We start from the raw sequence: 21,661 nt of genomic DNA on the forward strand, positions 1-21,661 counted from the left end.
GCCGCCGGAAGATTCCGGTGGCCAGCGTCCCCTTGTTGGTACGGGCCTAGCGGATGCCAGGAACCTGGAAATTGAAAACGCCGGTATCGAACTGGTTGTATGCCTCGTAGTCCACGAGTTCGTAGAGGCGAGCGCGCGTGAGCATGTTCTCTACTTGCGCCTCTTGGGTCCCCGCAGCCTTGATCGTTTCCAGAGTACGCTCTGCTGCGCCCATGGCAATGCGGAGGAGGGTGACGGGGTAGATGACCATGTTCACGCCCACCTCCTGGAGCTGTTCGACGGTGAAGAGCTCGCTTTTTCCGAACTCGGTCATATTGGCCAGGATGGGCACGTCCACGGCGTCGCGAATGGCTTGGAACTCGTGAAGGTCCCGCATGGCTTCGGGGAAGATCGCGTCGGCGCCGGCGTCCACGAGTGCTTTGGCACGATCCTTCGCGGCCTCCAAACCGTCAACGGCGCGGATGTCCGTGCGGGCCATGATGAGGAAGTTCGGGTCCCGGCGTGCGTCGGCTGCGGCGCGGATGCGCTTGGTGGCGGTGTCGAGGTCCACCACGTTCTTGCCGTCCAGATGGCCGCAGCGTTTGGGGTTGAACTGGTCCTCGATGTGGCAGCCGGCCAGGCCGGCGTTTTCGAGTTCCTGGATGGTGCGGGCCACGTTCATGGGTTCACCGAAGCCGGTGTCCGCGTCCACGAGGGAGGGCAGGTCCGTCATCCGGGCGATCTGTCCTGCGCGGGTGGCGACTTCGGTGAGGGTGGTCAGGCCGATGTCGGGCAGGCCGAGGTCGTTGGCCAGGACGGCCCCGGAGATGTAGACCCCGGCGAAGCCTTTTTCCTCGATGAGGCGGGCGGAGAGCGGGTTGAACGCGCCCGGGAATTGCTGCACGGACCCGGAGCCCAGCAGCTCCCGCAGTTTCACCCGTTTCTGTTCGGGCGTGGTGGTGGAGTAGAGCATTTAGAACAGTCCCTTCGGAGCTGCTTCGAGGTTGATCACGCCGGGGGCGGCGGTGATGTTGAGCTGGTCAAGTTCGCCGGCGCCGAGTTCGGTGAGGCGTTCGACGGCGGCGAGGAACCGTTCGATCTCTGCCTCCTCGACCAGGCCGGCGGCGAGGGTGCGGAACTTGTTGACGTACTGCTCGCGGGCGAACGGCCGGGCGCCGAGCGGGTGGGCATCGGCGACGGCGATTTCATCGGTGATGACCGTGCCGTCCTTGAGTGTGATGACAACGGTGCCGCCGAAGGCTTTCTCCGTGATGTCGAGGGAGTGGTAGCGGCGGGTCCACTCGGGGTCCTCCACGGTGCTGACCTTGTGCCAGAGTTCCACGGTGTCCGGGCGCGCGGCGCGTTCGGGGGCGTAGGAGTCCACGTGGTGCCAGGCGCCGTCCTGCAGGGCGACGGTGAAGATGTACGGGATGGAGTGGTCCAGGGTTTCCCGCGACGCCGTGGGGGAGTACTTCTGGGGGTCGTTGGCCCCGGAGCCGATGACGTAGTGGGTGTGGTGGCTGGTCTTGATCAGCACGGAGTCCACGTTGGCGGGGTCGGTGGTTTCGGGGTGCTCGCGGTTGAGCTTGCGGGCCAAATCGATCCAGGCCTGGGCCTGGTACTCGGCGGAATGTTCCTTGGTGTAGGTGTCCAGGATGGCGCGCTTGGCCTCGCCCTTTTCCGGCAGCGGCACTTCGTAGGAGGCATCGGGGCCATCGAGCATCCAGGCGATCACGCCGTCTTCGCCCTCGTAGATCGGCACGGGGGAGGTCTGTCCGCGCATGGCACGGTCGGCGGATTCAATGGCCATCTTGCCGGCGAAGGCCGGGGCGTGGGCTTTCCAGGTGGAGATTTCGCCCTTGCGGGACTGCCGGGTGGCGGTAGTGGTGTGCAGTGCCTGGCCCACGGACTGGAAGATGGTCTCCACGTCCAGGCCAAGCAGGGTTCCGATGCCGGCGGCGGCCGAGGGACCGAGGTGGGCTACATGGTCGATCTTGTGCTTGTGCAGGCAGATGGCCTTGACCAGGTTCACCTGGATTTCATAGCCGGTGGCGATCGCCCGGACGAGGTCGGCACCGTTGGCCCCGGTGTGCTGGGCAACGGCCAGGATCGGGGGAATGTTGTCGCCGGGGTGGGAGTAATCGGCGGCCAGGAAGGTGTCGTGGTAATCCAGTTCCCGTACCGCCACGCCGTTGGCCCAGGCAGCCCACTCCGGGGAGACCCGCTCATCGATGCCGAACACCTTGGCGCCCTTGCCGTTGGCGGAGGGGCCGTGGGCCAGTGCCTGCGCCCTCGCGGCAACGATCGGTGCACGGTTCAGCGAAGCAATTGCCACGGAGGCGTTGTCGATGATCCGGTTGATCACCATCTCCGTCACTTCCGGCGTCACGTCTACGGGGTCAGCGGCAACCACCGCGATCTTGTGGGCCAACTGCTCCTCACGCGGGAGGTTCTCCTCGGACTTGTAAACACGAACGTGGTGGTTCCGGACCATGGTGCTCCTTCGGGTAGGGCGTTTCAGCGTGCCGCGTATGTGGCTTTGAGATGGGTAAGGCTGCGGTGCAGGTGGACGGTGGTAGCCGCTTCAGCCAGCCGGCTGTTTCCGGCAGCTATGGCCTCGGCGATGGCAGCGTGCTCTGCGGACGCCGCCTTTAGCCGCGCCGTGTCGTCGGCCGCGAGGCGCCGCACCCGGACCAAGTGCACGCGCAGGTTGCGCATGGCTTGGGCCAGGTAGGAATTTGCGATGGCGGCGTCCATGGCGTCATCCAGCCGGCTGACCAGGGCGTAGTAGTCGCGGCGCGCAGGGTCTTCGCTGCTGAGCAGTTCAGGTGCCCTGAGGAGTTGGGCCTGCAAGTCCGCAAACACGGCGGGTTCCCCGCGAACGGCAGCGAGGGCTGCTGCGCGGACCTCCAGGGTTTCGCGCAGTTCGAAAAGTTCATCGATGCTGTCGAGGGAGATGTCGGTGACAACGACGCCGCGGCCGCCTGCCGCCGTCGTCAGTCCTTCTGCGGTCAGCCGGCCCAATGCCTCCCGAAGGGGAGTGCGGGACACGCCAAGCCGCTCGGATTGCTCCACTTCGGCCAGGACCGCCCCCGGACGAAGACGCCACTCAACGATGTCCTCCCGGAGGGTGGCGTAAGCCCGGTCACTAGCGCGCATGCCGCCAGTGTATACATCAAGGCCCCTTAAGCGCTAGTGCGCTGCTCTGCACGGGTTGAATGTATACAAAGGAGTGCTAGTTCCGGTTCCAGCCGTATTCGTTCTCCGGGCGCCCCGGCGTGCCGTACCTGGGCGCCCGGGTGACAGTTCCGGCGTCGGCGAGGTACTCAAGGTAGCGGCGCGCCGTGACCCGGGACATCCCGAGCGCTTCCATTACTTCGTTCGCCGACACCGGTCCCGGGTTGCCCCGGACGAACTCCTTCACCATGTCAAGGGAAGACCCGGACAGCCCTTTTGGCAGGGGCAGTTCCGTGGGGGCCCGGAGGCTGGCGAACGCCTGGTCCACGTCGCTTTGGGAGGCGCCGGCTTTCGACGGGCCTGCAGCGGGGCCGGCCAATTGGTCCCGGAAGGTGCGGTAGCTGTTGAGCTTGTCGGCGAAGGTGGCGTAGGTGAAGGGTTTGATCAGGTACTGCACGACCCCGATCGACACCGCGCTCCGGACGATGCTGAGTTCGCGGACCGCAGTGATGGCGATGATGTCAGCGAATATTCCGGCCGAACGCATGCGCCGCGCGACGTCCAGGCCGTGCAGGTCCGGCAGGTTCATATCCAGGAGCACGAGGTCCACGGGCGCGCCGGACGCGGAAAACTCGCCCAGGATCCGGAGCGCCGACTGTCCATCCGCCGCAGTGCCGACCAGCGTAAAACCCTCAACCCTGCCGACGTAAGTGGAATGTGCGTCCGAGGCAATGGGTTCGTCCTCGACCACCAGAACGCGGATGTCCGTCATGCCTTCTCTTCCTTGGGAACGGGCGCGGGCAGTACAACATGGAAGCGGGCGCCTCCGGTGCCGTCAACCGACCCCTCACCACCATCGGAAAGCCCCCGGTTGTCGATGGACATCCTACCGTTCAGCCGCCGGACAGCCTGGCGGACCAGGGCCAGCCCGACGCCCCTGCCGTGGCCGCCGCGGGGATCGTGCGGAGACTTGGTGCTGTAGCCGTACTGCAGGATGTCGTCAATGGAGGTCGGGTCGATCCCGGGGCCCGAGTCCCGGACCGTAAGTTCGACGACGGCGTCCCCGGCGCCCACGGCCAACTCCACCTTCCGGGGCGGCTCGCCGGCGGCCGCGGCGTCGATCGCGTTGTCTAGCAGGTTTCCGAGGATGGTCACCAGGTCCTGGATTTCCACGCCGCGCACGTCGGCGTTGCCCGATGTCCGGACGGAAAGCTCCACGCCACGTTCGTGGGCTTCCGCGGCTTTGCCCATCACCAGCGCACTCATGACCGGCTCGTCGACGGAAGCGAGCATGTCGTCAGTCAATTGCTGGCTCAACTCCAAATCCTTGGTGGCGAATTCCAAGGCCTCCGGCGTGCGGCCCAATTCCAGGAGGGACACGATCATGTGAAGCCGGTTGGCGTGTTCGTGGGTCTGTGCCCGCAGCGCGTCGGACAGTGTCTTCATGGTTTCCAGTTCCGTGCCGAGCGACTCGATCTCCGTACGGTCCCGGATGGTGGCAACGGTGCCGTACACGGCGGGCTTTTGCCGGTTTCGCGTGGAGGTCGGTCCGGCAGCAGGGGCCTGGTTGACCACCAGGATGCGCGAACCCGTCAAGTGGATCTCGTCATGGGCGGTCCTACCGGATTCAAACAATGCTTTGAGGCTGCCTTCCAGCGGAAGCTCGCTGAGCCGTGGAGCCTGGTCGGGGGAGCGGTCGGCAGCCGCGGGCTGGAGTCCCAGCAGCTCTGCGGCCTGGTCGTTGTACATCACCGCTTTGCCCTGCGTGTCGATGAGGATGAGTCCCTCCCGGACCGAATGCAGGACTGATTCGTAATAGGCGAACAACTGGGCAAGCTGTTCAGGACCCCAGCCGCGGGTGACCGTACGGAGGTAGCGGCCCAGCAGCCAGGATGCGAAGGAACCGAAGATCAGCACACCTATGGCGATGCCGCCAATGACCCCCAGCCGTTGGGCCAGGTCCGTGTCCACGGTGCGGACAGTGACACCGGCGGCTACCAAGGCCTTCACGGTGCCCTCCGGGTCCTTGACGGGGGCAATGGTCCGGACGGAAGGCCCAAGCGTACCGGCCGTAACTTCCGTAAACGTTTCGCCCCGCAGCGCCGGCTCAATGGTCCCGATGTACGCCCCTCCGATTTCCTCGGGCCGGGGGTGGGTCCAGCGTGTCCTGTCCGGCGCCATGATGGTGATGAAGTCGGCCTCGGCGTCGGCCATCACCTCCATGGCGTAGGGCTGCAGGGAAGCTGTCGGATCAGGTGCGGCGGCGGCCTGCAGCACAAAGGGGTTGTTGGCTATGGACGTAGCGATGGCCCGCATCCGGATGCCTGCATCGTCGTACGCCCGGTCGCGGGCCTCCACTACCGAGAAGGCGCCGAACACCGCGGTGAGGACCAGGACGAACAGCAAGTTCGCCACGAACAGGCGGCGGGCAATACTCCAGCTGTGAAACACGTGTGGCCTCCCATGACCAATATGACCGCAACGGTGATACGTGTCACCACTGGCTGAATGATGGATATCACACAAGGACAGCGGAGTGGGCTGGCAAGCAGCACCGCGGCGCCTTACACAGTATCCAGAAGGAGAATCCAATGACCTCTCAACGAGGAGAGTCGGCAGTCGCCGCCGCAGGAGGGCGTAAGGGGCTCGACAAGTCGCATTACCTCTACATCGCCGTCATCCTGGCCGTAGTCCTTGGAGCCGTGGTGGGCCTCGTGTTCCCCGAAGCAGGGAAATCGCTCAAGCCGCTCGGCGACGGCTTCATCAAGTTGATCAAGATGATGATCGCGCCCGTGATCTTCTGCACCATCGTCCTGGGCATCGGCTCCATCGCCAAGGCAGCCACCGTCGGAAAAGTCGGCGGACTTGCCCTGGGCTACTTCGTGGCCATGTCCACCTTCGCCCTCGCCATCGGCCTGGTAGTGGGCAACCTGATCCATCCCGGAGAAGGGCTGAAGCTCACTCCCTATGACCCCAACAAGAAGGCCGCAACGGACAGCACCGTGGACTTCCTCCTCGGGATCATCCCGGGCGATATCCCGGTCCTGCCGACGCTGCTCGCGGCTATCCTGGTAGGTTTCGCACTCCAGAAGATGGGCAAGCAGGGCCAGCCGATCCTCAACGCCATCGGCCACGGCCAGCGATTGGTCTTCCGCATCCTCATCATGATCATGTGGCTCGCCCCGGTAGGCGCCTTCGGCGCCATCGCCGCCGTCGTCGGTGCAACCGGCGCCCAGGCAATCCTGAGCATGTTCACGCTGATGCTCGCCTTCTACATCACCTGCGCACTGTTCATCGTGGTCATCCTCGGCACCTTGCTCCGCACGGTAGCCGGCGTCAATATCTTCAAGCTGATGAAGTACCTCGCCCGCGAGTACCTCCTCATCTTCTCCACGTCATCCTCCGAAGCTGCCCTTCCGCGCCTCATTGCCAAGATGGAACACCTCGGTGTCTCCAAGCCCGTGGTCGGTGTCACGGTTCCCACCGGTTACTCCTTCAACCTCGACGGAACTGCGATCTACCTGACAATGGCCTCGCTGTTCGTCGCCAACGCCATGGGCACACCCCTTGACCTCGGCGCGCAGATCTCCCTGCTGGTCTTCATGATCATCGCTTCCAAGGGCGCGGCAGGCGTCACCGGAGCAGGCCTGGCCACCCTGGCCGCCGGCCTCCAGGCCCACAAGCCCGAACTCCTCGGCGGCGTGGGAATGATCGTTGGCATCGACCGCTTCATGTCCGAGGCCCGGGCCCTGACCAACTTCACGGGCAACGCCGTGGCCACCGTCCTGATCGGCACTTGGGTCAAGGAGATCGACTCAACCCAGGTCAACCAGGTTCTCAGCGGAAATGCACCGTTCGACGAGCAAACAATGATGGCTCACGACGAGGTGGCCGAAGCTCCCCAGGAACGGGAAAAGGCTTCTGTCTAGCTCCTTGTTGCACCAAGGAAGGCCGGTACCCGCAAGGGTGCCGGCCTTTCCCGTGTCCGGATGGACCGCCGTGAAAGACAAGCAACCTTCCACCTCAACTAGAGGGTAAAGGCTCACGAATGAAGGAAAGTCAAGTTCCCAAAAATACCGTGTCGGGGGCTGTAGCCTAGGGGGTAGCAGGGCTGAACCTCAAGGATCAGCGGCAGGGAAGATCGTCGTCGAAAGAGTGGTTGGATTAGTGAGCATCGAACGGGGAACAGCAACCCTGGCAGGCACCGAGCTCGATCTGGAAGACGCCATCATGGGACCTACGGGCCGCCCTTACCGCGAATTCCCGGAACCGGCTCCGCTTGCCTCCCACGGACCTGCGCGGGTTATCGCCATGGTCAACCAAAAAGGCGGCGTCGGCAAGACCACCTCCACCATCAACCTGGCCGCTGCGCTCGCCGAGTTCGGCCGCAAAGTCCTGTTGGTGGACTTCGACCCCCAGGGTGCGTTGTCGGCAGGACTCGGGGTCAACCCGCATGAGCTGGACCTGACGGTCTACAACGTGCTCATGGACCGCAAGGTGAGCATTCGCGATGCCATCCACCAGACCGGCGTCGAAGGAGTGGACCTCCTGCCGGCAAACATCGACCTCTCCGCGGCTGAAGTGCAGCTCGTCAATGAAGTTGCCCGCGAGCAGGTGCTGGACCGTGCGTTGAAGAGCGTCGAAGACGAATACGACGTCGTCCTGATCGACTGCCAGCCCTCCCTCGGGCTGCTGACCGTCAACGCGCTCACCGCGGCCCACGGCGTCATCATTCCCCTCATTTGCGAGTTCTTCGCGCTCCGCGCTGTCGCCTTGCTCGTGGAAACCATCGAGAAAGTCCAGGACAGGCTGAACCCCAGGCTCCAGGTGGACGGCGTGCTGGCAACCATGTACGACGCCCGTACACTGCACAGCCGCGAGGTCATTTCCCGGCTCGTGGAAGCTTTCGGAGACAAGGTGTTCGAGACCGTCATCAAGCGTTCCATCAAGTTCGCCGACGCCACCGTAGCTGCCGAGCCCATTACCAGCTACGCCGGCAATCACGTGGGCGCTGACGCCTACCGCCGGCTGGCCAAGGAACTCATCTCGCGCGGCGGCGCGCCCTAACCGACGGCGTGACTCTTCCGGTAGTTCCGCAGGCAGTGGACCCGTCTCCAGAAGGGCCCGGCGCCGCGGCCTCCTCCGACGCCGCTGCCTCGCCCGGCGCCGCTGCCTCCTCCGGCGGCAAGGGGGGCTTCGAGGTACGGCTGGCCAACTTCACCGGGCCGTTCGACCTCCTGCTGGGCCTCATTGCCAAGCACAAGATGGACATCACCGAGGTTGCCCTGGCCACGGTGACTGATGAATTCATCAAGTACATCCGCAGGCTGCAGGACCTCGGTGAGGATTGGGCCTTGGACGAGGCCAGCGAGTTCCTGGTGATTGCCGCCACCCTCCTGGACCTGAAAGCCGCCCGCTTATTGCCGGCGGGCGAGGTGGAGGACGACGAGGATATCGCCTTACTGGAAGCGCGGGACCTTCTCTTCGCCCGTCTCCTGCAGTACAAGGCCTTCAAGCAAGTGGCAGGGATACTGGCCGGCACCTTGGAAGAGGAAGCCCGCAGGTTTCCGCGCCAGGTGGCCCTTGAAGGACACTTCGCGGCGTTGTTGCCCGAGCTTCTATGGCGGCACACCCCGGAGCAGTTCGCCGCGCTGGCTGCCAAAGCGCTCAAGCCAAAGGAAGCACCGCCAACCGAGGTTGGACTGGAGCACCTGCATGCGCCGCCCGTGAGCGTTAGGGAGCAGGCAGTAATCCTCGGAGACAGGCTGAAGCGCGGCGCACCGCTGACTTTCCAGGCACTGGTTGCCGACGCCGACAGCACCTTGGTGGTGGTGGCCCGTTTCCTGGCGTTGCTGGAGATGTTCCGGGACCGCGTTGTGGCCTTTGAACAGCCGGCACCGCTGGGCGGATTGACCGTGCGGTGGACAGGTCAGGATGCCGGGTGGGACGGCTCCAACCTCAGCGAAGAGTACCAGGACGAAGGAGACGGTGGCATCGATGACTGAGCAGAACGCCGAAGACGGCCTCGCCGAACTCGAAGCGTTGCCGGGAGGGGCGCGGGCAGCCCTGGAAGCAGTGCTGATGGTCATTGATGAGCCGGCCACGTCCGAAGAGCTGGCCGCCGGCCTCAACGTGACGGTCGCCGTCGTCGAAGATTTGCTGCAGGACCTGCAGCGGGAGTATAGCGGCTATACTGTTAAAGCCCCGGACGTGGACGTTGACGGCTTTGCCGCTGCCAGCACTGCACCCCGGGGTTTCGAATTGCGGAACGTCGCCGGTGGCTGGCGCATCTATTCGCGGCCGGACTTTGCTGACATCGTGGGGAAGTTCGTCCTTGAAGGGCAAACTTCCAAGCTGACGCAGGCAGCACTGGAGACGCTGGCGGTGATTGCCTACCGGCAGCCTGTCTCCCGGGCGAGGGTTTCGGCAATTCGCGGCGTTAACGTCGATTCCGTCGTCAGGACGCTGACCCAGCGCGGGTTGATCGAGGACGCCGGGAACGATCCCGAATCCGGCGCAATCCTGTACCGGACCACCTCCTACTTCCTGGAGCGGATGGGAATCGGCTCGGTGGCTGAACTGCCCCAGCTGGCTCCGCACCTTCCCGGTTTGGAAGGGATCGAGGAGTACTACGACGCCAGCCGGATGTGAGGACATCCTCCGCCGGCACGAAGTAATTTAATACGGAATTCCATGGCACGCGTGACGCGTGCCGGAGCAGCAAGGGGCAGACTACACCTGCCCGGCTGGCTAGTGTTGGTTCCAACACCCAATGCCGGCCATAACAACACAAGGACGGGTCATGACACAGGCGGGACGCCAGGGTTCACCACGTAACGGTTCGGGACGCAACAGCGCCGGACGCAATGGAGCACAGGGCGGCGCAGGCCGTTCCGGTTTCACCCAGCGAGGCGGCGCCGGCGCGGGTAAGCGCTCCTTCAATCAGGGCGAAGGCCGCCCCTTCAAGGCTGCGAAGCCCCGGGAAGAACGGCCGTTCGATCCCGACAACCCCACGACGGCGGATAGCTTCAGGGCCGCGAAGCCGGCCAAGCCCTTCCGCAAGCCGGGTTCCAACAAGCCGGGCTACGGCAAGGCTCCCGGAACGCCCGGGGCCTTGAAGCCCAAGAAGAAGCCCGGCAACGCCAAGCAGTACGGTTCGAAGGCTTTCGGCAGCGAGCGGTTCGGCCGCAACCTGGGCCCTGTCCGCAAGCCTGCGGGCAACCGGGGTTCCCGGCAGGAAGTCCCGCAGTCCGAAGTCCACGATGCTGACGGCGTGCGCCTGCAGAAAGTGATGGCACAGGCCGGCGTGGCATCGCGCCGCGTCTGCGAGGAAATGATCCTCGAGGGACGCGTCGAGGTCGACGGGCAGGTTACTACCGAGCTCGGCGTCCGCGTGGACCCGAAATCCGCCGTGATCCACGTTGACGGGATCCGCATCCAGCTCGACGAGACCCTCGTGTACATGGTGTTCAACAAGCCCAAGGGCGTAGTTTCCACCATGGAGGACCCCGAGGGCCGGCCTTGCATCAGCGATTTCCTCAAGACCAACAAGAACAAGGGCGAACGTCTTTTCCACGTCGGCCGCCTGGATGTCGCCACCGAGGGGCTGCTGTTGTTGACCAACGACGGCGAACTTGCCAACCGCTTGACCCACCCTTCCTACGAGGTCCCCAAGACCTACTTGGTCCAGGTGCGGGGGCCGTTCCCGCAGGGCGTGGGCGCGCAGCTGAAGTCCGGCGTCGAGCTTGAAGACGGCATCGCGGCGGTGGATTCTTTCCGGCTGGTTGACTCCACGCCCGGCCACGTCCTGATTGAGGTTGTCCTCCACTCGGGCAAGAACCGCATCGTCCGCCGCATGTTTGACGCCGTGGGCTTCCCGGTTGAGCGGCTGGTCCGCGTCAAGGTTGGACCCATCGGCCTGGGCGACCAGCGCCAGGGAAGCATCCGCAACCTCGGCAAGCAGGAGATCGGCCACCTCATGGCAGCGGTGGGACTCTAAGCTATGTCGGCATTCCGCGCGCATGGCCGCGGCCACTTGGACGGGCCCGTCGTCATCCTCGGCACGGGCTTGCTGGGCGCCAGCATTGGCCTCGGCCTGCGTGGCCGCGGCGTACCGGTTTTCCTCTTTGATACCTCGCCTACCAACCAGGCTGTGGCCGTGGATATTGGTGCGGGCAGGCCACTGGAGGAACTGGACGGTCCACCCCAGCTGGTGGTTGTGGCTGCTCCGCCGGACGTCACGGCGCAGGTGGTGGAGAAGGCCTTGGCCGATTACCCGGAATCAGTGGTGGTGGACATCGCCAGCGTCAAGGCAGGCATCCAGGCCGAACTCCGCGAACGCGGCGTGGACCTTTCCCGTTACGTAGGCACGCATCCCATGGCGGGCCGGGAGAAGTCCGGTCCTGTGGCTGCGCGGGGTGAATTGTTCACGTCCATGCCGTGGGTCATCTGCCCCACGGAAGAAACCGGCGCGGCGGCGCTGCAGGTTGCCCGTTCGCTGGCCGGCGACCTCGGCGCGATCGTCTCCCAGTTCACTGCTGATGAACACGACGAAGCCGTGGCCCTGGTGTCGCATTTGCCCCAGATCATGTCATCGCTGCTGGCGAGCCGGTTGCAGGGGACTCCGCTGCACGCATTGTCCTTGGCGGGAAACGGCTTGCGGGACACTACCCGGATTGCTGCGTCCGACCCCACGCTGTGGGTTCAGATCCTGGGTGGCAATGCTGAGAAAGTGGTCAACATCCTGCACGGTGTCCGTGAGGACCTCAACCGGTTGATCGGGACCCTGGAGTCCCCCCTGGCCCCCGGTGCCCGCCTGGACCTGGCCCAGCTCATCAGCGAAGGCAACGCCGGGCAGGCCCGGATTCCTGGCAAGCATGGAGGACCGCCCCAGGCCTACTCCTGGCTGACGATCCTGGTGGACGACAAACCCGGCCAGATCGCCCGCCTCCTGACGGAGATCGGTGAAGTCGGCGTGAACGTCGAAGACCTTCGGCTCGATCATTCCTCCGGGCAGAACGTGGGCATGGTGGAGCTCTCCGTCCTGCCCAACAAACACGACCTCCTTGTTGAAGCTTTGACTGACCGTGGATGGCGGGTACTGCAGTAATGACGCGTGAATTCTTTGGCCCGGAGACGGTTGCCCGTCCCGGCAAGCCCTTGGTGATTGCCATTGACGGACCCTCGGGGTCCGGAAAATCGAGTGTAAGCAAGGAAGTGGCCCGGCGCCTCAAGCTCGCTTACCTCGACACCGGCGCCATGTACCGGGCGTTGACCTGGTACTGCCTGAAGACCGGCGTGGACCTCCACGACGGCGCCGCGGTGGAGCAAGCGTCCAAGGCCATGCCCTTGGAGATCAGTACCAGTACGGCCACCGAATACGTGGCTGTTGACGGCACGGACATCACTGAGGAGATCAGGGATCCGCGGATCTCCTCTTCGGTCAGTGCAGTCGCCACCACCTTGGGAGCGCGGACGGAGCTGATCCGCCGGCAGCGCCAGCTCATCGACCAGCACCACCACCGCATGGTGGTGGAGGGGCGGGACATCACCACCGTCGTCGCGCCCGCCGCGGAGGTCCGCATGCTCCTGACGGCCAGCGAGGAAGCCAGGCTCCGGCGTCGTGGTATCCAGCTGGGCGGTACGCAGACCAAAGAGCAGTTGGCTGCCCAGGTTATCCAGCGCGATGCCAAGGATTCCACCGTGGTCAACTTCACCCAGGCCGCCGATGGCGTGGTGACCCTGGACTCCTCCGACCTGGACTTCGAAGAGACCGTGGACACCGCCCTGGCGATTGTCAGCAAGGTCATTTATGGCGACTAGCAACAATCTGCCCGCGACGTGGAGCCGGGCCTGGAGCCGTCCCGTGGGCTGGTTCCTCGATCACGTCCTCTACCGCACGGTCATCACGGGAAAGAGCAACATCCCGGCAGCGGGACCCGTGATCTTCGCCGGCAACCACATCAGTTTCCTGGACGGACCGGTGATGTTCGGGGCTGCCCCGCGGCCCATGCACATCCTGGTCAAGAAGGAGATGTTCAAGGGTTTCCTCGGCAAGGTGCTGAAGGCGTCAGGGCAGCTTCCGGTTGACCGGACCGGTGACCGCACCACCCTGCAGCTGGCCAGGCAACTGCTCGACGCCGGCCGGTGCGTTGGCATCCTGCCCGAAGGTACCCGGGGGAGCGGGGCCGCGGAAACTATCAGCAACGGTGTGGCGTGGCTGGCGTTGAACTCGGGAGCCACCGTTATCCCCGTCGCCATCCTGGGAACCAGGCAGGGCCGGGAGCACCGCGACCATATACCTGCCATGCGCCGCACGTTGTATGTCAGCTTCGGCGAACCACACACCGTCCAGCGACGGAAGGGCGAATCCGGGCGTGCTTCAATGGACAGGGCGGCGGCAGTAATCCGCAGTGCCCTGGCCGGACACGTCCAGGAAGCAGTCCGCAACACCGGTCAGGCCCTCCCGGAAGCTCCAAGGGCCACCCCTGATCCGGACCACCGTCCCACCGCAGTAGCCGGAACCCCGGCAGACCACCACTAAGGAAAAGTGCAATGAGCGATACGACTCAAAAATCCGGCCACCACGGCGCCGGCGACGACGAATACACGCCCACCGGCACCGATCAGGTGGCCGAGAACCTGGCTGCCCTGGATGACGAGGAAGCCGAACTTCGCGCAGCCACACTGCGGGCGGGACTGGACGACTACGATCTCGACGAAGACGACGCCGCCCTGCTTAGCGGTGACTACGACGACGAAGGCGAAGAGGGGCCCCTCAAGCTTGACCCCGTCCTGGCCATCATCGGCCGGCCGAACGTGGGCAAGTCGACTTTGGTGAACCGCATCCTGGGCCGTCGCGAAGCGGTCGTCGAGGACACCCCCGGCGTGACCCGCGACCGTGTCATGTACTCCGCGCGCTGGAACGGCCGCAACTTCACCTTGGTGGACACCGGCGGGTGGGAGCACGATGCCAAGGGCATCCACGCCCGGGTGGCGGACCAGGCCGAAATGGCCGTGGAACTGGCCGATGCAGTGTTGTTCGTTGTTGACTCCGCGGTTGGCGCCACTGCCACCGACGAAGGCGTCATGAAGATGCTCCGCAAGTCCAAGAAGCCGGTCATCATGGTGGCCAACAAGGTTGACGACTTTGTGCAGGAAGCCGACTCTGCAGCACTTTGGGGACTTGGCTTCGGCCAGCCGTACCCGGTTTCAGCACTGCATGGCCGGGGGGTTGCCGACCTCCTGGACCACGTCATGGACACCCTTCCCGAGTTCTCGCAGGTAGAGGGTGTGGACCGTTCCGGCGGCCCCCGCCGCATTGCCCTCATCGGCCGTCCCAACGTCGGCAAATCCTCGCTGCTGAACAAGCTTGCAGGCTCGGAACGCGTGGTGGTGGACCCGCTGGCCGGAACCACGCGTGATCCCGTGGATGAGTTCATCGAACTGGGTGGACGTACCTGGCGCTTCGTGGATACAGCCGGTATCCGCCGACGCCAGCACATGGCGCAGGGTGCCGATTTTTACGCCTCCCTGCGGACGCAGGCCGCGCTGGAAAAGGCGGAGGTCGCCGTCGTGCTTCTTGCCGTTGACGAAGTGCTGAGCGAGCAGGATGTCCGCATTCTGCAGCTGGCGATCGAATCCGGCCGGGCCCTGGTCCTGGCATTCAACAAGTGGGACCTGCTGGACGACGAACGCCGCCGCTACCTTGAACGCGAGATCGAGCAGGACCTGGCCCACGTTGACTGGGCGCCCCGCGTTAACATCTCCGCCAAGACGGGCTGGCACAAGGACCGCCTTGTTCCTGCCCTTGATACCGCGTTGGAAAGCTGGGACCGCCGTATCCCCACGGGGCGCCTCAATGCGTTCCTTGGCGAGCTGGTGGCCGCCCATCCGCACCCGGTTCGCGGTGGCAAGCAGCCGCGCATCCTCTTCGGTACGCAGGCCTCGAGCCGGCCGCCGAAGTTTGTCCTGTTCACCACTGGCTTCCTGGATCCCGGATACCGCCGCTTCATCACGCGTCGGCTCCGTGAGACCTTCGGCTTCGAGGGCACACCCATCGAGGTCAGCATGCGCGTCCGCGAAAAACGGGGCCGCAAACGCTAAATGAGACGGGCATCACAGGCGACTTTGGCTCTGATGGCGCAAGCACCCTCCAACGTCGTGTAAGCTTTTGGAGGTGGTTCGGCCGGACTGCTTAGGAAGGACTCTTCGGAGGAAAACCTGTGCGGAGAACGGTAGAACCAGCGGGCTGTAGCGCAGCTTGGTAGCGCACTTGACTGGGGGTCAAGGGGTCGCAGGTTCAAATCCTGTCAGCCCGACCAAAAAGGCCGGAACTACGCAGAATGCGGAGTTCCGGCCTTTGGCCGTTAACGCCCTAGGCGTGCTGCAGTGCCCCCAGCGCCCGGACGAGCGGTTCAAGTTCTGGAACCTCCTCCGCTGCCTGCAAAGCTGCTGCGAGAGTGTCTTCGTGCACAGGCTTGGTCTTCTGCAGGAGTTTCTGTCCCGCCGCGGTCAATTCCGTGTAGATTCCCCGCCGATCGTCTGCGCAGAGGATCCGGGTCAGCAAGCCGCGGTCTTCGAGGCGGTTCACGAGGCGCGTGGTAGCGCTGCTCGAAAGGGCTGTGGCCCGGGCAAGCTGCTGCATGCGCATGTGCCAGCCGTCCTGGCGACTCAGGGCATCGAGCACTGTGTATTCCACCACCGAGAGCTCGCTGGAGGCCTGCAGGGCTTTCTCCAGTTCGGTTTCGATGCTTCCGTGGAGGGCCGCGAGGGTGCGCCATCCCTGTGCCCGTACCTCTACGGCGTCATCCTTGATGCCCATGTCTCCTGTGCTCCTGCCTCATGTTCGCAATATCCGGCGCAGACGGCAAAGTAGTTGCTTGCGCAAGTACCTAGCGTGTGCAACTATTTATACAGCGTCTGCAACTAATATTCTACGGCTCCCGGCGACGCACTTCCACTTCCAAGGGGGCCATTCCATCTAAGGAGCGTTTTATGCCCGCAGGGTTGATTGCCCTTGCCCTCGGCGGATTCGGCATTGGGCTGACTGAGTTTGTCATCATGGGTCTCCTGCCCGAGGTAGCGGCCGATTTCCGCGTCAGCGAAGCGTCGGCCGGCTGGTTCATCTCCGGTTACGCACTAAGCGTCACCGTCGGAGCCCTGGTGGTCACGGCAGCTGTCACCAAGCTTCCCCGCAAGCCCGTGCTGATCGGCTTGCTGGTGCTGTTCATTGCAGGGAACCTCCTCTCCGCTGTTTCGGAGAGCTATTCGATGATGCTGATAGGCCGCATCATTGCCGCGCTCTGCCATGGCGCCTTCTTCGGCATCGGTTCGGTGGTAGCGGCCAGCCTCGTGCCGGCCAGCAGGAAGGCCGGCGCCATTGCCATCATGTTCACAGGCTTGACTGCCGCCAACGTGCTGGGTGTTCCCTTTGGAACGCTTCTTGGCCAGAACTTCGGATGGCGCTCCACCTTTTGGGCCATCACCCTCATAGGCGTCGTGGCCCTGGCGGGAATCGCATTGCTGGTTCCCAAGCAGGACGCCGCGGCCGCCAAGAGCCTGCGCAGCGAACTGGGTGCGTTCAAGTCCACCCAAGTGTGGCTCTCCATCCTGGTCACGATCCTCGGGTTCGGCGGCATGTTCGGCGCCTTCACCTACATCGCCTTCACGCTGACCGAAGTTTCCGGTTTTGCCTCGACGTCCGTCCCATGGCTTCTGGTGCTCTTCGGAGCAGGCCTGTTCGTTGGAAACTTCCTGGGTGGCAAAGCGGCAGACAAAGCACTGGACAAGTCCCTGATCCTCATCCTCTCGGGCCTGGTTGCAGTCCTGGTCTTCTTCGCACTGACCGCCGCCAACCCGGTCGCCACCCTGGTGTCACTGGCACTCATGGGCGGATTCGGATTCGCCACTGTGCCCGGTCTGCAGATGCGGGTCATGCACTTCGCCTCGTCGGCCCCCACGCTCGCCTCCGGCGCCAACATCGGGGCTTTCAACCTCGGTAACGCACTCGGTGCCTGGCTCGGGGGAGTGACCATCAGCGCCGGGCTGGGCTACACCTCGCCCATCTGGGCCGGTGCGGGAATCACCATCACGGCCCTGGCGGTCATGGTTGCCGCCGGCGCGGCTGCCCGGCGGACTGTCGCCCCTCACGCAACTGACCAGCACGCTGCTGACCCGAACGTTGCCGAGCCGAACCCTGTGTCGGCGGCACCTGCCGGGACGGCCGACGTCGGGAGTGAATCCCGGGAGGCGGCAGCCCGCTAGGCCGGACGGCCCTATGGCGAAGCCCCCCCCACGGCAAAGCCCGGCACGGTTCTGTTTCCGTGCCGGGTTTTTGGCGTCCGGTCCACTGCCCTGCGCTCATCGGAAAAGCGGCAATTATGCCTATACTTTCAGCGGTGGCCGGATGCCCGGCCCGCCGTCGAGGTTCATGAACGTCCCGATGAAAGGCGACCCATGAGTAATATTCCAGCCGATCTTTCCTACACCGCAGAACATGAGTGGGTATCGGAGCCGGATGCTGACGGCGTAGTCCGCGTCGGCATCACCGACTTTGCGCAGGATGCCCTGGGCGATGTCGTCTACGCGCAGATGCCGGAGGAAGGCACCAAGATCACCGCCAATGATGTGGTGGGGGAAGTGGAATCCACCAAGAGCGTCAGCGATATTTATGCGCCCGTCAGCGGTGAAATCATCAACCGCAACGACGCCTTGGACCAGGATCCGGCACTCATCAACTCCGATCCCTACGGTGAGGGGTGGCTTTTTGAAGTAAAGCTGGCCGAAGCTGACGCGGTGGAATCCCTGCTCAGTGCATCGGAGTACGAACAACAGGTAGGCTAAAGTTATCTGGCCCGCCCTGCTGCATTTTCCCTCGTGGGAAGCGGGACGGCGGGCCAGCAACCGATTTGCCCGGCGGTTACCGGGAGGTGGATGTGTCCGGCAGGTTTTGGAACTGCCGGCGGATGAGGAGGAAGTTCCATGGTTGGCGGCGACAAGAACCAAGCCAATGCCGGAAACGGCGCGGAAGAACAGCCGACGTCGGAGACCACCTCCATCAGCATCACGCCAACGTGGGACGAGCCAAGCATCGCTCCCAAGCTGGCGCCGGAGGAGCGGGCCTCTGTAGACGCCCTGCCGCCCAACTCCGCGCTGTTGATTGCCCATAGCGGACCGAATGCGGGCGCGCGCTTCCTGCTCGACGCCGACACCACCACGGTGGGCCGGCACCCGGATGCCGATATCTTCCTGGACGACGTCACGGTGTCGCGCAAGCATGTTGAGTTCCACCGGAGTGCAGCAGGCTTCGAGCTCGTTGATATGGGCAGCCTGAACGGTACTTACGTCAACCATGACCGCGTGGACCGTGTGCAGCTCAAGACGGGCAGCGAGGTCCAGATCGGCAAGTTCCGGCTGACCTACTACCTGAGCCCCAGCCGCCCCGCGGGCCACGTCTGACCCCGGGATACCTGCCTGTGGCAATGGCCCAGCCGGAACGTCGCGGACCCCAGGTCCTGAACATCGGGGAAGTCCTGGCGCAGCTGAGCGACGACTTCCCGGGAATGACCGCGTCCAAGATCCGTTTCCTCGAGGAGAAGGGGCTGATCAACCCCAAGCGGACTCCTGCCGGATACAGGCAGTATGCGGACAGCGATGTTGAGCGTCTTCGTTTTGTCCTCGCCCTGCAGCGCGATCAATACCTGCCCTTGAAAGTCATCAAGGATTACCTTGACGCGATCGATCGAGGGGAACGCCCGGACAACCTGCCCCCCGGTGTGACGGTCTCGCCCCGGGTGGTCACTGCTGAAATGGCCGCGGACATCCAGGGACGTGCCCGTACCCTGACGGAAGAGCAGCTCCGCACGGAGTCCGGTGCCAGCGCCGGCCTGCTTGAGTCGCTCCTGAGTTTCGGTTTGATCAGCCACGAAGACGGTAAATTTGACGAGCATGCCCTCCAGGTTGCACGTGCCTGCGTCCAGCTCGAAGTGCACGGTTTGGAACCTCGCCACTTGAGGCCGTTCCAGGCAGCTGCGGATCGCGAGTTCGGTTTGGTGGAGCGTGCCGTTGCTCCGCTCACTTCCCGCAGGGACGCCGCCTCGCAGGCGAGGGCGGCCGAGGCAGCCCGTGAAATCAGCGATCTTTGCATGACGTTGCACAGGGCGCTGGTTCACCACCGCATCTCAAGGATGGACTCCTGATGATCGAAGTTGAAATCGTGGGTGTTCGGATCGAATTGCCCTCCAATCAGCCGTTGGTCCTCCTGCGCGAACTCAAGGGTGAGCGCCACGTTCCCATCTGGATCGGCACCCCCGAAGCCAGCGCGATCGCCCTCGCCCAGCAAGGTGTGGTTCCGCCCCGGCCCATGACCCACGATCTCCTGATCGACGTCGTTGAATCGCTCGGTCATTCCATCATCAGCGTCAATATTGTGGCGGTGGAGGACAACATCTTCTACGGACAGCTGCAGTTCGACGACGGCACGGTGGTCAGCTCACGCGCGTCGGACGCCCTGGCCTTGGCCTTGCGCGCCAAGTGCCGCATCTGGTGCGCCGATGCCGTGATGGAGGAGGCCGGGGTCCGTATCACCGAACATGATGAGGGCGAGGACTCCGAGCCGGATCCCAGCGTCGATGAGGAACGGGAGCTGCGCCGCTTCCGGGAGTTTCTTGACGACGTTGAGCCCGAGGATTTCGAAGGTTAACTGACCCTCAACCTAAAGTTGAGGGTGAAACTTTCGACACGACCACTTTTGGAGCCCAACGTCTTTGACCTCGGGCCCTCGCGGGCCTAACGTCGAAGTATCAAGTTCCCGTTGCATACGCTCGCGACGCAAGTCACACTGGAAGGTGCGGACTTGTGGGAATTACACGGCTGAATTTCGGCGTTCGTGTTAAGTGTGCGCACCATCCCCAGGGGAGCTGACAACAAGGAGGTCACGTGAGTCCGAAAGGCGAAGCAGGCGAGTTGAAGCAGGCCCCGTCCGGCATTGCTGCGCCCGCAGCCGGCGCCCAAGGTCTGCTCTTCACCGAGGACCTTCCCGTGCTGGACGAGGATGCCGGCTACCGCGGCCCCACAGCATGCAAAGCCGCCGGCATCACCTACCGCCAGCTCGACTACTGGGCGCGGACCGGGTTGGTAGAGCCGGCAGTCCGCGGAGCTGCGGGTTCAGGCTCCCAGCGGCTCTACGGTTTCCGCGACATCCTTGTGCTCAAGGTCGTCAAACGCCTTCTGGACACCGGCGTGTCCCTCCAGCAGATCCGTACTGCCGTTGAACACCTGCGCGAGCGGGGCGTTGAGGACCTTGCGCAGATCACACTGATGAGCGACGGCGCGAGCGTCTACGAATGTACGTCGGCGGATGAAGTGATTGACCTCGTCCAGGGCGGCCAGGGCGTCTTTGGCATCGCCGTTGGACGCGTATGGCGTGAAGTTGAAGGAAGTTTGGCCGCTCTGCCGAGTGAGCATGCAGCGGAGCAGTCCTTTCCCGACGACGAATTGAGCAAGCGGCGCGTTGCGCGTCGGATTGGATAACTCCGATTTCAGAAGAAAGCCGCCCGTCCGACGTTTGTCGGGGGCGGCTTTCTTCTGTCTTCTGCCTCCTTACTGGCGTTGCCGACGGTCCCTGAAACTCGTCTGGTTCTTCAGGAGGCTCTCCAGCAGGGCGTCGAAGAGCTTCGCGGCGTTCTTGGCGGAGTCGCCCGGCCAGTGATGGACGGAATGTGCAGCGCCTTGAATCTGCTGCCAGTTGGCCTGTTCCGGAATGTGCGGGGTCAGCAGCAGATCACCGAACATTGACTCCATCTCGGCAAGCCGGAACGTGTGCTCGGTGGAGCCCGTCCGCACACGGTTGGCGACGATGCCCGCCGGTGCGAGGTTCGGGGCAAACTCCTGCCGGAACAGTTGGATGGCACGCATGGTGCGCTCGGTTCCCGCAACGGAAAAGAGCCCCGGCTCGGCAACGAGTACTACGCGGTCGCTGGCACTCCAGGCCATGCGGGTCAGCCCGTTGAGGGACGGCGGGCAGTCAACCAGCACCAAGTCGTAGCTGGATGTCCCGGCGAGAACTCCGGAGAGCCTCCGGAGATCGCGTCGGCCGAGGTCGGGGCGATCATAGATTCCGGTCAACGCTGAACCTACCGCAACGTCCAAGGTGCCGTCACTGGAACCGTTGGCAATCCAGCTGCTGGGGGAGACGTTCTCTGCCAGCTTTGCCTTGCGGGGGCTCTTGAGCATCCGGCCAACGTCGAGCTTTCCGTTGGGTTGGACGCCGAGGGCTGTGGTGGCATCAGCGTGGGGGTCAAGGTCCACTACCAGTGTGGAGATCCCTGCCGCGAGGGCCGCAGAAGCGAGGCCGGTGGTCACAGAGGTCTTTCCCACGCCGCCCTTGAGGCTGCTGATGCTGACTACTTGCACTTGTTACCCAAAACCTAACGCCGGTTGCCGTATCGCGCTGTTTTCAACTCCGGGATAATCGGAGCCGGGGCTTGCCGAAGCCCCTTCAACA

At 64.1% G+C, this 21,661-nt stretch carries 22 protein-coding genes and 1 tRNA gene; 16 read left to right on the forward strand and 7 right to left on the reverse strand.

Annotated features, from left to right (window positions below; translation table 11 throughout):
* Positions 1-46 precede the first annotated feature (46 nt).
* The 5 genes from prpB to QN084_RS19515 all read right to left on the reverse strand — a co-directional run bounded on the left by prpB (position 47) and on the right by QN084_RS19515 (position 5,607).
* The gene (prpB, locus tag QN084_RS19495; RefSeq protein ID WP_069695314.1) at positions 47-952 is read right to left on the reverse strand and encodes a methylisocitrate lyase; all 906 of its coding nucleotides are present in this window, start codon (positions 950-952) and stop codon (positions 47-49) included.
* Positions 953-2,473, reverse strand: a complete 1,521-nt coding sequence (locus tag QN084_RS19500; protein WP_069695315.1) for an MmgE/PrpD family protein — start codon at positions 2,471-2,473, stop codon at positions 953-955.
* A 23-nt stretch (positions 2,474-2,496) separates the two neighbouring features.
* Positions 2,497-3,138: a GntR family transcriptional regulator gene (locus QN084_RS19505; RefSeq protein WP_062096064.1), complete on the reverse strand. Its 642-nt coding sequence runs from the start codon at positions 3,136-3,138 to the stop codon at positions 2,497-2,499.
* Positions 3,139-3,214: 76 nt separating this feature from the next.
* Complete coding sequence (locus tag QN084_RS19510) at positions 3,215-3,928, reverse strand: response regulator (RefSeq protein WP_021473409.1); 714 nt, start codon at positions 3,926-3,928, stop codon at positions 3,215-3,217.
* Positions 3,925-5,607: a sensor histidine kinase gene (locus QN084_RS19515; RefSeq protein WP_069695316.1), complete on the reverse strand. Its 1,683-nt coding sequence runs from the start codon at positions 5,605-5,607 to the stop codon at positions 3,925-3,927. Before QN084_RS19515 ends, QN084_RS19510 begins: the two co-directional genes overlap by 4 nt.
* Before the next feature lie 140 nt (positions 5,608-5,747).
* Between QN084_RS19515 and QN084_RS19520 the strand changes: the two genes are divergently transcribed.
* The 10 genes from QN084_RS19520 to QN084_RS19565 all read left to right on the forward strand — a co-directional run bounded on the left by QN084_RS19520 (position 5,748) and on the right by QN084_RS19565 (position 15,479).
* Complete coding sequence (locus QN084_RS19520; RefSeq protein ID WP_021473407.1) at positions 5,748-7,085, forward strand: cation:dicarboxylate symporter family transporter; 1,338 nt, start codon at positions 5,748-5,750, stop codon at positions 7,083-7,085.
* A 238-nt stretch (positions 7,086-7,323) separates the two neighbouring features.
* On the forward strand, positions 7,324-8,223 hold the full coding sequence (locus tag QN084_RS19525) for a ParA family protein (RefSeq protein ID WP_021473406.1): 900 nt from the start codon (positions 7,324-7,326) through the stop codon (positions 8,221-8,223).
* An 8-nt stretch (positions 8,224-8,231) separates the two neighbouring features.
* On the forward strand, positions 8,232-9,161 hold the full coding sequence (locus QN084_RS19530; protein ID WP_374978461.1) for a segregation and condensation protein A: 930 nt from the start codon (positions 8,232-8,234) through the stop codon (positions 9,159-9,161).
* Positions 9,154-9,807 (forward strand): SMC-Scp complex subunit ScpB, encoded by a 654-nt coding sequence (scpB, locus tag QN084_RS19535; protein WP_069695318.1) that lies wholly within the window; start codon positions 9,154-9,156, stop codon positions 9,805-9,807. Before QN084_RS19530 ends, scpB begins: the two co-directional genes overlap by 8 nt.
* A 151-nt stretch (positions 9,808-9,958) precedes the next feature.
* Complete coding sequence (locus tag QN084_RS19540) at positions 9,959-11,155, forward strand: pseudouridine synthase (protein ID WP_021473403.1); 1,197 nt, start codon at positions 9,959-9,961, stop codon at positions 11,153-11,155.
* A gap of 3 nt (positions 11,156-11,158) precedes the next feature.
* Positions 11,159-12,265, forward strand: a complete 1,107-nt coding sequence (locus tag QN084_RS19545; protein WP_069695319.1) for a prephenate dehydrogenase — start codon at positions 11,159-11,161, stop codon at positions 12,263-12,265.
* On the forward strand, positions 12,265-12,978 hold the full coding sequence (gene cmk / locus QN084_RS19550) for a (d)CMP kinase (RefSeq protein ID WP_062096081.1): 714 nt from the start codon (positions 12,265-12,267) through the stop codon (positions 12,976-12,978). The genes QN084_RS19545 and cmk overlap by 1 nt, the downstream gene beginning before the upstream one ends.
* Positions 12,968-13,699 carry a lysophospholipid acyltransferase family protein gene (locus tag QN084_RS19555; RefSeq protein WP_069695320.1) on the forward strand — a complete coding sequence of 244 codons (732 nt, stop codon included), beginning with the start codon at positions 12,968-12,970 and terminating at the stop codon, positions 13,697-13,699. Before cmk ends, QN084_RS19555 begins: the two co-directional genes overlap by 11 nt.
* Before the next feature lie 11 nt (positions 13,700-13,710).
* Positions 13,711-15,261: a ribosome biogenesis GTPase Der gene (der, locus tag QN084_RS19560; RefSeq protein ID WP_021473399.1), complete on the forward strand. Its 1,551-nt coding sequence runs from the start codon at positions 13,711-13,713 to the stop codon at positions 15,259-15,261.
* Positions 15,262-15,402: 141 nt separating this feature from the next.
* Positions 15,403-15,479: transfer RNA gene (locus QN084_RS19565), tRNA-Pro, on the forward strand.
* Between the two features lie 53 nt (positions 15,480-15,532).
* Here the strand turns inward: QN084_RS19565 and QN084_RS19570 are convergent.
* Positions 15,533-15,979, reverse strand: a complete 447-nt coding sequence (locus QN084_RS19570) for a MarR family winged helix-turn-helix transcriptional regulator (RefSeq protein WP_021473398.1) — start codon at positions 15,977-15,979, stop codon at positions 15,533-15,535.
* 173 nt (positions 15,980-16,152) lie between these two features.
* Here QN084_RS19570 and QN084_RS19575 point away from each other — a divergent pair, with 173 nt between their 5' ends.
* From QN084_RS19575 to QN084_RS19600, 6 genes are all read left to right on the forward strand, one after another.
* Positions 16,153-17,421 (forward strand): MFS transporter, encoded by a 1,269-nt coding sequence (locus QN084_RS19575; protein WP_021473397.1) that lies wholly within the window; start codon positions 16,153-16,155, stop codon positions 17,419-17,421.
* A 192-nt stretch (positions 17,422-17,613) separates the two neighbouring features.
* Positions 17,614-18,000 (forward strand): glycine cleavage system protein GcvH, encoded by a 387-nt coding sequence (gene gcvH / locus QN084_RS19580; protein WP_021473396.1) that lies wholly within the window; start codon positions 17,614-17,616, stop codon positions 17,998-18,000.
* Between the two features lie 138 nt (positions 18,001-18,138).
* A complete protein-coding gene (locus tag QN084_RS19585; RefSeq protein WP_069695341.1) occupies positions 18,139-18,615 on the forward strand; it encodes an FHA domain-containing protein in 477 nt (158 codons plus the stop codon).
* 23 nt (positions 18,616-18,638) lie between these two features.
* The gene (gene ftsR, locus QN084_RS19590; RefSeq protein WP_021473394.1) at positions 18,639-19,355 is read left to right on the forward strand and encodes a transcriptional regulator FtsR; all 717 of its coding nucleotides are present in this window, start codon (positions 18,639-18,641) and stop codon (positions 19,353-19,355) included.
* Positions 19,355-19,858, forward strand: coding sequence for a bifunctional nuclease family protein (locus QN084_RS19595; protein WP_021473393.1), 504 nt, complete (start codon positions 19,355-19,357; stop codon positions 19,856-19,858). The genes ftsR and QN084_RS19595 overlap by 1 nt, the downstream gene beginning before the upstream one ends.
* A gap of 236 nt (positions 19,859-20,094) precedes the next feature.
* The gene (locus QN084_RS19600) at positions 20,095-20,688 is read left to right on the forward strand and encodes a MerR family transcriptional regulator (RefSeq protein WP_021473392.1); all 594 of its coding nucleotides are present in this window, start codon (positions 20,095-20,097) and stop codon (positions 20,686-20,688) included.
* A gap of 69 nt (positions 20,689-20,757) precedes the next feature.
* Here QN084_RS19600 and QN084_RS19605 read toward each other — a convergent pair whose 3' ends face one another.
* Positions 20,758-21,570: a ParA family protein gene (locus QN084_RS19605; RefSeq protein ID WP_021473391.1), complete on the reverse strand. Its 813-nt coding sequence runs from the start codon at positions 21,568-21,570 to the stop codon at positions 20,758-20,760.
* Positions 21,571-21,661: the final 91 nt, after the last annotated feature.

The organism is Paenarthrobacter sp. R1 (assembly GCF_030264015.1).
GTDB classification, from domain to species: Bacteria; Actinomycetota; Actinomycetes; order Actinomycetales; family Micrococcaceae; genus Arthrobacter; species Arthrobacter ureafaciens.

Coding starts and splice junctions, on each gene's coding strand:
- cmk (WP_062096081.1), top strand. CDS start 12,265: ATGACGCGTGAATTCTTTGGCCCGGAGACGGTTGCCCGTCCCGGCAAG.
- QN084_RS19540 (WP_021473403.1), top strand. CDS start 9,959: ATGACACAGGCGGGACGCCAGGGTTCACCACGTAACGGTTCGGGACGC.
- QN084_RS19510 (WP_021473409.1), bottom strand. CDS start 3,928: ATGACGGACATCCGCGTTCTGGTGGTCGAGGACGAACCCATTGCCTCG.
- ftsR (WP_021473394.1), top strand. CDS start 18,639: ATGGCCCAGCCGGAACGTCGCGGACCCCAGGTCCTGAACATCGGGGAA.
- QN084_RS19545 (WP_069695319.1), top strand. CDS start 11,159: ATGTCGGCATTCCGCGCGCATGGCCGCGGCCACTTGGACGGGCCCGTC.
- QN084_RS19595 (WP_021473393.1), top strand. CDS start 19,355: ATGATCGAAGTTGAAATCGTGGGTGTTCGGATCGAATTGCCCTCCAAT.
- QN084_RS19500 (WP_069695315.1), bottom strand. CDS start 2,473: ATGGTCCGGAACCACCACGTTCGTGTTTACAAGTCCGAGGAGAACCTC.
- QN084_RS19505 (WP_062096064.1), bottom strand. CDS start 3,138: ATGCGCGCTAGTGACCGGGCTTACGCCACCCTCCGGGAGGACATCGTT.
- gcvH (WP_021473396.1), top strand. CDS start 17,614: ATGAGTAATATTCCAGCCGATCTTTCCTACACCGCAGAACATGAGTGG.
- scpB (WP_069695318.1), top strand. CDS start 9,154: ATGACTGAGCAGAACGCCGAAGACGGCCTCGCCGAACTCGAAGCGTTG.
- QN084_RS19555 (WP_069695320.1), top strand. CDS start 12,968: ATGGCGACTAGCAACAATCTGCCCGCGACGTGGAGCCGGGCCTGGAGC.
- QN084_RS19575 (WP_021473397.1), top strand. CDS start 16,153: ATGCCCGCAGGGTTGATTGCCCTTGCCCTCGGCGGATTCGGCATTGGG.
- QN084_RS19585 (WP_069695341.1), top strand. CDS start 18,139: ATGGTTGGCGGCGACAAGAACCAAGCCAATGCCGGAAACGGCGCGGAA.
- der (WP_021473399.1), top strand. CDS start 13,711: ATGAGCGATACGACTCAAAAATCCGGCCACCACGGCGCCGGCGACGAC.
- QN084_RS19520 (WP_021473407.1), top strand. CDS start 5,748: ATGACCTCTCAACGAGGAGAGTCGGCAGTCGCCGCCGCAGGAGGGCGT.
- prpB (WP_069695314.1), bottom strand. CDS start 952: ATGCTCTACTCCACCACCACGCCCGAACAGAAACGGGTGAAACTGCGG.
- QN084_RS19570 (WP_021473398.1), bottom strand. CDS start 15,979: ATGGGCATCAAGGATGACGCCGTAGAGGTACGGGCACAGGGATGGCGC.